11 protein-coding genes are annotated in these 12,266 nt (G+C 67.2%); 10 read left to right on the forward strand and 1 reads right to left on the reverse strand.

What is annotated here, in order from left to right:
* Positions 1-31: 31 nt before the first annotated feature.
* On the forward strand, positions 32-757 hold the full coding sequence (locus BEMPMBAN_RS16330) for a DUF72 domain-containing protein (RefSeq protein WP_159231829.1): 726 nt from the start codon (positions 32-34) through the stop codon (positions 755-757).
* Positions 757-1,197, forward strand: coding sequence for an SRPBCC family protein (locus BEMPMBAN_RS16335; protein WP_159231831.1), 441 nt, complete (start codon positions 757-759; stop codon positions 1,195-1,197). Before BEMPMBAN_RS16330 ends, BEMPMBAN_RS16335 begins: the two co-directional genes overlap by 1 nt.
* A 21-nt stretch (positions 1,198-1,218) precedes the next feature.
* Here the strand turns inward: BEMPMBAN_RS16335 and BEMPMBAN_RS16340 are convergent, their stop codons facing one another.
* Positions 1,219-1,905, reverse strand: coding sequence for a GntR family transcriptional regulator (locus BEMPMBAN_RS16340; protein WP_234897510.1), 687 nt, complete (start codon positions 1,903-1,905; stop codon positions 1,219-1,221).
* An 88-nt stretch (positions 1,906-1,993) separates the two neighbouring features.
* Between BEMPMBAN_RS16340 and fadD5 the strand changes: the two genes are divergently transcribed.
* The 8 genes from fadD5 to BEMPMBAN_RS16380 all read left to right on the forward strand — a co-directional run bounded on the left by fadD5 (position 1,994) and on the right by BEMPMBAN_RS16380 (position 12,266).
* A complete protein-coding gene (fadD5, locus tag BEMPMBAN_RS16345; protein ID WP_159231835.1) occupies positions 1,994-3,760 on the forward strand; it encodes a fatty-acid--CoA ligase FadD5 in 1,767 nt (588 codons plus the stop codon).
* A 213-nt stretch (positions 3,761-3,973) separates the two neighbouring features.
* Positions 3,974-4,777, forward strand: coding sequence for an MlaE family ABC transporter permease (locus BEMPMBAN_RS16350; RefSeq protein WP_159231837.1), 804 nt, complete (start codon positions 3,974-3,976; stop codon positions 4,775-4,777).
* A gap of 1 nt (position 4,778) precedes the next feature.
* Positions 4,779-5,648, forward strand: coding sequence for an MlaE family ABC transporter permease (locus BEMPMBAN_RS16355; RefSeq protein WP_159231838.1), 870 nt, complete (start codon positions 4,779-4,781; stop codon positions 5,646-5,648).
* A 2-nt stretch (positions 5,649-5,650) separates the two neighbouring features.
* Positions 5,651-6,868, forward strand: a complete 1,218-nt coding sequence (locus tag BEMPMBAN_RS16360) for an MCE family protein (protein ID WP_159231840.1) — start codon at positions 5,651-5,653, stop codon at positions 6,866-6,868.
* The gene (locus BEMPMBAN_RS16365) at positions 6,865-7,896 is read left to right on the forward strand and encodes a virulence factor Mce family protein (RefSeq protein ID WP_159231843.1); all 1,032 of its coding nucleotides are present in this window, start codon (positions 6,865-6,867) and stop codon (positions 7,894-7,896) included. The genes BEMPMBAN_RS16360 and BEMPMBAN_RS16365 overlap by 4 nt, the downstream gene beginning before the upstream one ends.
* Positions 7,893-9,476, forward strand: a complete 1,584-nt coding sequence (locus BEMPMBAN_RS16370; protein WP_159231845.1) for a virulence factor Mce family protein — start codon at positions 7,893-7,895, stop codon at positions 9,474-9,476. Before BEMPMBAN_RS16365 ends, BEMPMBAN_RS16370 begins: the two co-directional genes overlap by 4 nt.
* A gap of 12 nt (positions 9,477-9,488) precedes the next feature.
* Positions 9,489-11,111, forward strand: coding sequence for a virulence factor Mce family protein (locus tag BEMPMBAN_RS16375; protein WP_159231846.1), 1,623 nt, complete (start codon positions 9,489-9,491; stop codon positions 11,109-11,111).
* Between the two features lie 18 nt (positions 11,112-11,129).
* Positions 11,130-12,266, forward strand: coding sequence for a virulence factor Mce family protein (locus BEMPMBAN_RS16380; RefSeq protein ID WP_159232106.1), 1,137 nt, complete (start codon positions 11,130-11,132; stop codon positions 12,264-12,266).

A 12,266-nucleotide genomic window follows, 5' to 3' on the forward strand; every position in this document is an offset into this window, starting at 1 on the left:
GAACAACTACAGAACCGGGTACCCAGCCCCGATGACGATCCGCATCGGAACCTCCGGCTGGTCGTACCGTGACTGGGTCGGGGTGCTCTACGAACCGGGGCTGCCGGCGTCGCGGTGGCTGCAGCGCTACGCCACCGAGTTCGGCACCGTCGAACTCAACGGCAGCTTCTACCGATGGCCGCGCGACGGCGGGTTCGCCCGGTGGCGCGACCAACTGCCACCGGGTTTCACGATGTCGGTGAAGGCGGCCCGCGGCCTCACCCATGCGCGCCGACTGAAGTCCCCGCAGGTGTGGATCGAACGGTTGGAGCGCGGGTGGGCCGAACTCGGCGACCGTAGCGGCGTGATGCTGGTGCAACTGCATCCCGCCCACGAACGCGACGACGCGGTGCTCGATCAGTTCCTCGGCGCGATGCCGGGACACATCCCCGTCGCGGTCGAGTTCCGCCACCCGTCCTGGGATCACCCGGCGGTTTATGACGTGCTTGAAGACCACGGAGCCGCGTACGTCGTGATGAGCGGTGCCGGGTTGCCCTGCATCCTCAAGGCGACGACGACGTTCGTGTACGTGCGACTGCACGGGCCCGACCCGGACGCGCTCTACGGCGGCTCGTACAGCCCGGACGATCTTCGGTGGTGGGCCGAGCGGATCCGGGAGTGGGACGCCCAGGGCCGGGATGTGCTGTTGTACTTCAACAACGACGGCGGAGGCAATGCCGTCCGCAATGCCCGGGATCTGCTCGGTATGCTCGGCTGATGCCTCTGGTGAGCAAAACGGTCGAAGTAGCAGCCGCCGCCGAGTCGATCATGGCGATCGTTGCCGACTTCGGGAGTTACCCGCAGTGGAACGAGGAGATCAACGGCTGCTGGGTGCTGGCCCGCTACGACGACGGCCGGCCCAGTCAGCTGCGGCTCGACGTGACCGTGTTGGGGCAGGCGGGCACGTTCATCTCCGCCGTGTACTACCCCGGCGAGAATCAGATCTTCACGGTGCTGCAGCAGGGCGACCACTTCGACAAGCAGGAACAGAAGTTCTCGGTGGTGGCCACGGGCCCCACCTCGTTGCTGACCGTCGACCTCGAAGTCGAGACCAAACTGCCGATCCCCGCGCCGATGGTCAAGAAGGCCATCGGCGACACCCTGGACTACCTGGCCAATAACCTCAAGACACGCGCCGAGCAGCTCGCGGCGACGTAACCCTGACCCGTCAGCGCCCTCTCAGTCCCACAGCCCGGCCTGGTCCAGCCAGGCGATCAGCCGCGTCGCGGCGTCGGTGAACTGGCTCCTCGTCAGCGCGACGACGGAGTTCGCGTCCCGGCGGCGCAGCGCGTCGATCAGCTGCGCATGCCCGGCGACGGCGCCGGCACCCCAGCTCCGATCGGTCGCGAAGACCTGCGGGGGCAGATAGCGCGCCGTGTGCAGCAGGAACCACGCGAGCTTGACCCGTCCGCTGGACCCGTTGAAGGTCCAGTGGAACGCGAGCTCGGCGCGGGCGATCTCGTCGGGATCGCGGAGTTCGACCGCGACGGCCAGCCGGTTGTTGAGCCGCTCGAGTTCGTCGATGTCGTGATCGGTGATGCGCTCCGTGGCGGTGGCCGCCAGCTCCGCGGCGATTGTCGACTGCAACCAGAAGATGTCCTCGACATCGGTGCGGGTCAGCGGCACCACCCGATGGCCACGGTGCGGCTCCAGCTCGACCATGCCCTCACCCCGCAGCGTGCGCAGGGCCTCGCGCACCGGCGTGATGCTGACCCCCAGGCGCGCCGCGGTCTCGTCGAGACGGACGAAGGTGTCCGGTCGCAGCGCACCGGTCATGATCTCGGCCCGCAGCCGGGTCACCACCTCGTCGGAAAGCTGTTCGCGCCGCACCGTTCCAGCCGGTCCGGGACGGGCAGGGGCGTTCAATTCTGCGGCCCTTCCCGCTAGTTGTGACGAGGGCGCGCAAGAGGTTGTCTCGACGCGGCCGGGGCCATAGTGTGACCGAGGCAACACCATGTTTGATCAAATATCAGCCTCCCGCAACCCTGGGTTGCGCAGAGATGGAGAGAACACGACGTTGACCGCTCTACCCGGCCCGTCTGTACCCGGCCCGTCGGGCCCGGTGCCTGAGCAGCCCTACCTGGCGCGTCGCCAGAACTGGACCAACCAGCTCGCCCGGCACGCGTTGATGCAGCCCGACAGCGCCGCGTTGAGATTCCTCGGCCGCACCACCACCTGGCGCGAACTCGACCGCCGGGTGACCGCACTGTCGGCGGCGCTGCACCGGCGCGGCGTCGAGTTCGGGGACCGGGTCCTGATCCTGATGCTCAACCGCGCCGAGTTCATCGAGTCGGTGCTGGCGATCAACAAGCTCGGGGCGATCGCGGTGCCGGTGAACTTCCGGATGACGTCGGCGGAGATCGGCTATCTGGTCTCCGACTGTCAGGCCCGCGTCATGATCACCGAGGCGGTGCTGGCTGCCGTGGCGGCGGAGGTGCGCGACCTGGACGCGAGCCTGGCCACGGTGATCGTCGCGGGCGGGGATGCCCAGACCGACGACGCCGATCCGGACAATGCCGCCCTGGATTACGACACGCTGCTCGCCGAGTCGGGCGCCGACCCGCCTGCCGTCGACATCCCGGACGACTCCCCCGCACTGATCATGTACACCTCGGGCACCACGGGACGCCCCAAGGGGGCCGTGCTCACCCACAACAACCTGGCCGGCCAGGCGATGACGCACCTGTTCACCAACGGTGCCGACATCAACAACGACATCGGCTTCATCGGGGTGCCGCTGTTCCACATCGCCGGGGTCGGCAACTTGATCTTCGGGCTGCTGCTCGGCCGGCCGACGGTGCTCTACCCGCTGGGAGCGTTCGATCCCGGGGAGCTGCTCGACGTGCTCGAGTCCGAACAGGTGACCGGGATCTTCCTGGTGCCCGCCCAGTGGCAGGCCGTGTGCGCAGCCCAGCGGGCCAACCCGCGCACCCTGAAGCTGCGGACGCTGTCCTGGGGAGCCGCGCCGGCTTCGGACACCCTGCTACGGGACATGTCGCAGACCTTCCCGGGCGCGCAGATCCTGGCGGCCTTCGGCCAGACCGAGATGTCACCGGTCACCTGCATGCTGTTGGGGGAGGACGCTCTGCCCAAGCTCGGCTCGGTGGGCAAGGTGATCCCGACGGTGTCCGCGCGGATCGTCGACGAGGACATGAACGACGTCCCGGTGGGGCAGGTCGGCGAGATCGTGTACCGGGCGCCGACCCTGATGGCGGGCTACTGGAACAACCCCGAGGCCACCGCCGAAGCCTTCGCCGGGGGCTGGTTCCACTCCGGTGACCTGGTCCGTCAGGACGACGAGGGTTACATCTGGGTGGTCGACCGTAAAAAGGACATGATCATCTCCGGCGGTGAGAACATCTACTGCGCCGAGGTCGAGAACGTCCTGGCCGCCCACCCGGACGTTGTCGAGGTCGCGGTGATCGGCCGCGCGCACCCGCGATGGGGGGAGGTGCCCGTTGCTGTGGTCGTCCTGCGGAGTTCGCTGGGGCCGACGAATCAGGCCGCGGCCGGTCCGGCGGACCTCGACGAGTTCCTCACCGCAAGGCTTGCCCGCTACAAACACCCCAAGGTGATCGAAGTCGTCGACGCGCTCCCCCGCAACCCCGCCGGTAAGGTCCTCAAGACGGAACTGAGATCGCGCTTCGGCGCGGAAGAGGTCATTGACGCCCGCGAAAGTTCCACTCCGCCAACGGTTTCGACTGGCGCACAAGGACATTAGCGGAGAGGGGGGTTGTTTGCCAACGGTTACGTATTCAATCCCGCTGATGCGGTACGCGACGACGACGCCATCGGGTACAGTCCTGTGGTCTGTCTTACTACCGACCGGTAGGGAGGCGGTGCTCACAGGGATGGCGACCAGGCTGGAAGGGGGCGTGCGACAGGTGCTGCCGGTGCGCTACACCAGCCGTCAAAACGTCGCGGGAGCATCGCGGTGACCGCGCCTCCCAAATCCAACCTGACCGGGTACGTCCGCGCACAGGTCAGGCCGGGACTCGAGGCCATCGGTGGCTTCGTGCGGATGTGCGTGCTCACATGGAAGGCGCTGTTCAAGCCGCCGTTCCAGTGGCGGGAGTTCGTGCTGCAGAGCTGGTTCCTGATGCGGGTGGCGTTCCTGCCGACGCTGGCAGTGTCGATCCCGCTGACCGTCCTGCTGATCTTCACGCTCAACATCCTGCTGACCGAGTTCGGCGCGGCGGACATCTCCGGAGCCGGGGCCGCGTTGGCGGCGGTCACCCAGCTCGGCCCCCTGGTGACCGTTCTGGTGGTCGCCGGCGCCGGCTCGACGGCGATCTGCGCCGACCTCGGCGCCCGCACCATCCGTGAGGAGATCGACGCCCTCGAGGTGCTGGGCATCGACCCGATCCAGCGCCTGGTGGTGCCGCGGGTGATCGCGTCGACATTCGTCGCCCTGCTGCTCAACGGCGCGGTGATCACCATCGGTCTGGTCGGCGGCTTCATCTTCGGGGTATACCTGCAGAACGTCTCGGCGGGCGCGTACGTCTCCACGCTGACCCTGGTGACCGGGCTGCCCGAGGTGCTGATCTCGGTGGTGAAGTCCATGACCTTCGGCCTGATCGCCGGCCTCGTCGGCTGCTACCGCGGTCTGACCGTCGCCGGCGGCGCGAAGGGTGTCGGGACCGCCGTCAACGAGACGCTGGTGCTCGCCGTGATCGCGCTGTTCGCGGTCAACGTGGTGCTGACCACCATCGGTGTCCGGTTCGGAACGGGGAGCTGACATGTCGACAACCGCCGTCCTGCGCTCCCGGTTCCCCCGCGGTACCGCGCGGGCCGAAAAGGTGGTCGGGGCACCCGGCAGAGGCCTCGAGTCCGTCGGCCACGTCGCCTGGTTCGTCGTCACCGCGATCGGGTCGATCGGCCACGCGCTGCGCTACTACCGCAAGGAGACGTTGCGCCTGATCGCCGAGATCGGCATGGGCACCGGCGCCATGGCCGTGATCGGCGGCACCGTCGCCATCGTCGGCTTCGTCACGCTGTCCGGTTCGTCCCTGGTCGCCATCCAGGGGTTCGCCTCGCTGGGCAACATCGGCGTCGAGGCGTTCACCGGGTTCTTCGCAGCGCTGATCAACGTGCGCATCGCCGCGCCGGTCGTCGCGGGCCAGGCGCTGGCGGCCACCGTCGGCGCCGGCGCGACCGCCGAGCTGGGTGCGATGCGGATCAGCGAGGAGATCGACGCCCTCGAGGTGATGGGCATCAAGTCCATCTCGTATCTGGTGTCCACCCGCATCATGGCCGGGTTCGTCGTCATCATCCCGCTCTACGCGATGGCGATCATCATGTCCTTCTTGTCGGCGCAGGTGACGACGACGTTGTTCTACGGGCAGTCGATCGGCACCTACGAGCACTACTTCCGGACGTTCCTGCGCGCCGACGACGTGATGTGGTCTTTCGTGCAGGCGATCGTCATCTCGGTCATCGTGATGCTCAACCACTGCTACTACGGCTTCTTCGCCAGCGGGGGACCGGTCGGCGTGGGTGAGGCCGTGGGCCGGTCGATGCGGGCCTCACTGGTCGCGATCGTGGTGGTGGTGCTGTTCGCCTCGTTGGCGCTCTACGGCGTCGACCCGAACTTCAACCTGACGGTATAGCGATGACCGCCCCTGTGAACTCGAGGCGCGAGCCGCCCTACAAGATCGCCGGTTTGGTGCTGGCGGTGCTGATGATCGGCGTGACGGCGCTGGTGTACTTCCAGTTCCGCGGCGACTTCCTGCCGCGGACGCAGCTCACCATGATCTCCTCGCGGGCCGGTCTGGCGATGGACTCCGGCTCCAAGGTCACCTACAACGGCGTGCAGATCGGGCGGGTGGGCAACGTCGAGGCGGTCAACATCGGGGATGAACCGAGGGCCAAGATCACCCTCGAGGTCAACCCGAAGTACCTGCACCTGATCCCGCAGAACGTGGTGGCCGACATCAGCGCCACCACGGTCTTCGGCAACAAGTACGTGGCGTTCTCGTCGCCGCCGGACCCCGCGTCGGAACGGATCACCGCCTCCGACGTCATCGACGTCACGTCGGTGACCACGGAGTTCAACACGCTGTTCGAAACGGTCGTGTCGGTCGCAGAACAGGTGGACCCGATCAAGTTGAACCAGACGCTGACCGCCACCGCGCAAGCGCTCGACGGGCTGGGCGACCGGTTCGGTGGATCGATCATCGACGGCAACGAGATCCTGTCCGAACTCAACCCGCAGATGCCGCAGATCCGTCGGGACAACCAGTTGCTCGCCGACCTGAGCGAGGTGTACGCCGACGCGGCGCCGGACCTGTTCGACGGCCTGCAGAACGCGGTGACCACCGCCCGCACCCTCAACGAGCAGCAGGGCAACGTCGACCAGGCGTTGATGGCAGCTGTCGGGTTCGGCAACGTCGGCGGCGACATCTTCGAGCGCGGCGGCCCGTACCTGGTCCGCGGGGCCGAGGATCTGCTGCCGACCTCGGCGCTGCTCGACGAGTACAGCCCTGCCCTGTTCTGCACGATCCGCAACTACCACGACGTCGAGCCCAAGATCGCGGCGTCGCTGGGCGGCAACGGTTACTCGCTGCAGACCCACTCGGAGCTGCTCGGTCTGGGCGCCGGCAACGCGTATGTATACCCGGACAACCTGCCCCGGACCAACGCCAAGGGCGGGCCCGGCGGCCGGCCGGGCTGCTGGCAGCCGGTCACCCGTGACCTGTGGCCGGCTCCGTACCTGGTGATGGACACGGGAGCCTCGATCGCCCCCTACAACCACATCGGGCTGGGCTCGCCGCTGTTCACCGAGTACGTCTGGGGACGCCAAGTGGGGGAGCACACGATCAACCCATGAAAATCACCGGAACCGCGATCAAATTGGGCGCCTTCTCACTGGTGCTGCTCACGTTCACCGCCGTCATCATCGTGGTGTTCGGTCAGGTGCGCTTCGACCGGACCACCGGTTACTCGGCGATCTTCTCCAGCGCCAGCGGATTGCGGGAAGGGCAGTTCGTCCGTGCCTCGGGCGTGGAGGTCGGCAAGGTCTCCAAGGTGGCTCTGATCGAAGACGGGTCGAAGGTCAGGATCGACTTCGAGGTCGACCGCTCGCTGGAACTGTTCGAGGAGTCCACGGCCTCGATCCGGTACCTCAACCTGATCGGCGACCGGTACATGGAGCTGTCCCGGGGGGAGAGCAACACCAGGCTCGCCGCCGGTGGCACCATCCCGCTCGAGCTCACGCAACCCGCGCTCGACCTGGACGCCCTCATCGGTGGCTTCCGCCCGGTCTTCCAGTCTCTGGAGCCGGAGAAGGTCAACAACATCGCGCAGTCGATCATCACGGTGTTCCAGGGCCAGGGCGGCACGATCAACGACATCCTCGATCAGACGGCGTCGCTGACGTCGGCACTGGCCGACCGCGACCAAGCCATCGGCGAGGTGATCAGGAACCTCAACACGGTGCTCGAGACCACGGTCCGGCACCAGCAGCAGTTCGACGAAACCATCCAGAACTTCGAGGTGCTCATCACCGGGTTGAAGAACCGCGCCGACCCGATCGCCACGTCGGTCGCCGACATCAGCGACGCCGCGGGCACGATCGCCGACCTGCTCGCCGACAACCGGCCGCTGCTGCAGAGCACGATCAGCCGTCTCGAAGTCGTCGCGCAGCCGTTGGTCGACCAGCGCGACGAGCTCAACGATCTGCTGGTCAGATTGCCGACCGCGCTGAAGACCATCGGCCGGGCCGGCGGTGTCTACGGTGACTTCTTCAACTTCTACGCCTGCGATGTCACGTTGAAGCTCAACGGATTACAGCCCGGAGGACCGGTGCGCACGGTCAAGGTCTGGAGCCAGCCCTCAGGTAGGTGCACGCCGAAATGAGAGTCCTCGAAGGTTCCAACCGGGTTCGCGGCGGGGTGATGGGCATCATCATCCTGGTCCTCGTCATCGGCGTGGGGCAGAGCTTCGCCAGCGTGCCGATGCTGTTCGCCACCCCGACGTACTACGCCGAGTTCGGCGACACCGGCGGCATCAGCGCCGGCGACAAGGTCCGCATCGCCGGCGTCGACGTCGGCCAGGTGCGTTCGATGGAGATCGACGGAGACAAGGTCCTCATCGGCTACTCGCTCAACGGCACCGAGATCGGCGCCCAGAGCCGAGCGGCGATCCGCACCGACACCATCCTCGGGCGGCGCAACGTCGAGATCGAACCGCGGGGTTCGGAACCGTTGCCCGCCAACGGAATTCTGCCGCGGGGGCAGACCACCACGCCGTATCAGATCTACGATGCGTTCTTCGACGTCAGCAACTCAGCGGCCGGGTGGGACACCCAGACGGTCAAGGAGTCGCTCAACGTGCTCTCCGAGACCATCGACCAGACCTATCCGCACCTGAGCGCGGCGCTCGACGGGGTGGCTCGGTTCTCCGACACCATCGGCAAGCGCGACGACCAGATCACCGCGCTGCTGGCCAACGCCAACAAGGTCGCCGGCGTCCTGGGCAACCGCAGCGAGCAGATCAACGCGCTGTTCGTCAACGCCCAGACCCTGCTCGCCGCGGTCAACGAGCGCAACTACGCGGTGGGCCAACTGCTCGAACGGGTCGGTTCCTTCTCCGAACAGGTCAAGGGGCTGATCGACGACAACCCCAACCTCAACCGGGTGCTCGAACAGCTCCGGGTGGTCAGCGACGTGCTCGTCGAGCGCAAGTTCGACCTCGTCGACGTGCTGTCCACGTTGTCGAAGTTCACCGCGTCACTGGGCGAGGCGCTCGCCTCCGGCCCGTACTTCAAGGTGATGCTGGTCAACCTGGCGCCGTACTGGATCCTGCAACCCTTCGTCGACGCCGCGTTCAAGGAACGCGGCATCAACCCGGAAGAGTTCTGGCGCAACGCCGGTCTGCCCGCGTTCCAGTTCCCGGACCCCAACGCCGAAGGCTTCCCCAACGGGGCGCCGCCACCGTCGCCGACTCCGCTCGAAGGCACTCCCGAGAACCCGGGGCCCGCAGTCGCGCCCGGCGAGCCGTGCTCGTACACCCCGCCCGCCGACGGCCTTCCCCGGCCCGGAAATCCGCTGCCGTGCGCGGACCTCGCGGTGGGACCCTACGGCGACAACCCGTACGGCCCGAACTACGAGGCCGACCGTCCCAACGTGGCGACCTCGGCGCCGAATGCCCATGGGCCGCAACCGTCACCGGGTGTTCCCGCCGCGGCCATCCCGGGTCAGCTGTCGCCGAACGTGCCCGGGGGGCGGCCCCCGTTGCCGCCGGCTCCGCCCGGTGCGCGCACCGTGCCGCTGGCTCCGCAACCCTCGGCGCCGGACTTCACCCCGGGCATCGCACCGTTGCCGCCGGCCCTCGACGGTCCGCCACCGCCACCGGGACCCGGCCCGCAGCTGCCACCCGCCAACACCGCGCCGCTGCCCGGTAACCCGCCGTTCCTCCCACCCGGATCACAAGGCTAGGGGGGCCAGTAGATGTCGACGATCTTCAACGTCCGAAACCTCAAACTGTCCGGCGTTTCTCGTGCCGCGCTGATCATCGGGGCCGTGGTGGTGGTCCTCGGGCTCGTCGCCGCCTTCCTCGGCTACAACCTCTACAAGCGGATGACCACCAACACCGTGGTCGCCTACTTCACCCAGACGCTGGCGCTGTATCCCGGGGACAAGGTCCAGATCATGGGTGTGCGGGTCGGCTCGATCGACAAGATCGAGCCCGACGGCGACAAGATGAAGGTCACCTTCCACTACGACAACGAGCACAAGGTCCCGGCCGACGTGACCGCGTCGATCCTGAATCCGAGTCTGGTCGCGTCGCGGACGATCCAGTTGGCGCCGCCCTACACCGGCGGCCCGGTGCTGGAGGACAACGCCGTCATCGGTCTCGACCGCACCCAGGTTCCGGTCGAGTACGACGACCTGCGTGATTCGATCAGCCGGCTACTGCGGGATCTGGGCCCTACAGCCGAGCAGCCGAAAGGTCCCTTCGGCGACCTGATCGAGTCGGCCGCCGACGGGTTCGCCGGCAAAGGTGAGCAGCTCAACCGGACGTTGAACAACCTGTCGGAGGCGCTCTACGCCCTCAACGAGGGCCGCGGTGACTTCTTCAGCGTCGTGAAGAGCCTCGCCACGTTCGTCAACGCGCTCCACCAGAGCGACCAACAGTTCGTCGCGCTCAACAACGACCTCGCGCAGTTCACCAACGCGTTCACCAACACCGACCGCGAGGTGGCGACCGCGCTCCAGGATCTCAACGAACTGCTCAACACCACAAGGGATTTCATCGAGGAGAACGGCGAGGTCCTGGCCTACGACGTCAACAACCTCGCCGACGCCACCAACGCGATCCTGCAGCCGGAGCCGCGCGACGGCCTCGAGACGGGCCTGCACGTGTTCCCCAACCTCGGGGCCAACATCGTCAACATCTCGTCGCCGAATGCCGGCGGCATCGTGGGCATGCCGGTGATCTCCAACTTCGCCAACCCGATGGAGTTCATCTGCAGCTCCATCCAGGCCGGCAGCCGGTTGGGGTACCAGGAATCCGCCGAGTTGTGCGCGGAGTACCTGGGTCCGATCCTGGACGCGATCAAGTTCAACTCCCTGCCGTTCGGGGCCAATCAGCTGCGGACGGCGATGACGCTGCCCAAGCAGATCGCGTACTCCGAACCGCGCCTGCAGCCGCCTCCGGGCTACAAAGACACCACCGTGCCCGGCATCTGGTCCAGGGACACCCTGTGGTCGCACGGCAACCACGAGCCCGGCTGGATCGTGGCTCCCGGGATGCAGGGCGTCGACGTGCAGCCGCTGACCGCGAACATGCTCACGCCCGAGTCGCTGGCCGAGCTGATGGGCGGACCCGACATCGTTCCGCCGCCCGCCCCGCCGGCCTTCGGCACCACACGCAACGGCAACCTGCCCGGTCCGCCGAATGCGTTCGACCAGAACAACCCGTTGCCGCCGCCGTGGTATCCGCAGCCGCCGCCACCACCGGCACCGGCGCCCGGCGTCATCCCCGGTGATCCGCTCGGCGCGATCACACCCGCGGCGCCACCTCCGGCAGCGCCGGCGGGTCCGCTGTTGCCAGCTGAGATGGGAGGCTGATCCGTGGCGCAACGGAGAATGGTCCGGGTCGCCCAGCGGGCCGTCGCCCTGACCGCGGCGGCGTTGGTGCTCAGCTCGTGCGGGTCGTGGAAGGGCATCGCGAACGTGCCGTTGCCCGGGGGGCCGGGCACCGGGTCCGAGCATCAGACGATCTACGTGCAGATGCCGGACACGTTGGCGCTCAACGTCAACAGCCGGGTCCGGGTGGCCGACGTTTATGTCGGCCGGGTGCGAGCCATCGAGTTGAAGAACTGGATTGCCACCCTGACCCTCGATCTCGAGCCGCACATCAAGCTGCCCGTGAACACGCAGGCGAAGATCGGCCAGACCAGCCTGCTGGGCTCGCAGCACGTGGAGTTGGATGTGCCGCCGGACCCGGCGTCGGAGTTGCTCGAGTCCGGGGACATGATCCCGCTGAAGAACGCCTCGTCGTTCCCGACCACCGAGCGGGTGCTGGCAAGCATCGCGTCCATCCTGACCGGTGGTGGCGTGGCGAACCTCGAGACGATCCAGAGCGAGATCAACAATGTGCTCACCGGGCGCGGGGACGAGATCAGGGAGTTCCTGAACCGGTTGGACACCTTCACCGACGAGCTGAATCAGCAGCGGGACGACATCACGCGGGCTATCGAGTCCACGGACCGGTTGTTGGCGGTGGTCGCACAGCGCAACGACACCCTGGACGCGGTGCTGACCGAATTCCCGCCGCTGATCCAGCATTTCGCCGAGACCCGTGACCTGTTCGCCGACGCAGTGGAGGCGCTGGGCCGGATCAGTGGCGCCGCGGTGGGGGCGTTGGAGCCGGCGAGTGACAACCTGAACACCAACCTGGCCAACCTGCAGCGTCCGTTGCGTGAGCTGGGCAAGGCCGGGCCGTACACCATCCAGGCGCTGAAGCTGCTGCTCACCGCGCCGTTCAGCATCGAGAACTTGCCGAAAGTGGTTCGCGGCGACTACATCAATGTGTCGCTCCTGGTGGACCTGACGCTGTCGGCGATCGACAACGGCTTCCTCAGCGGCACCGGAGTCTCGGGCATGCTGCGCGCACTGGAGCAGGCGTGGGGCCGTGACCCGAACACGATGATTCCGGACGTGCGGTACGTCCCGAACGCGAACTCGGTGCCGGGCGGACCGCTCATCGAAAGGGGTGAGTGA

The sequence above is a fragment of the Mycolicibacterium austroafricanum genome, assembly GCF_902705885.1.
GTDB lineage: Bacteria > Actinomycetota > Actinomycetes > Mycobacteriales > Mycobacteriaceae > Mycobacterium > Mycobacterium vanbaalenii_A.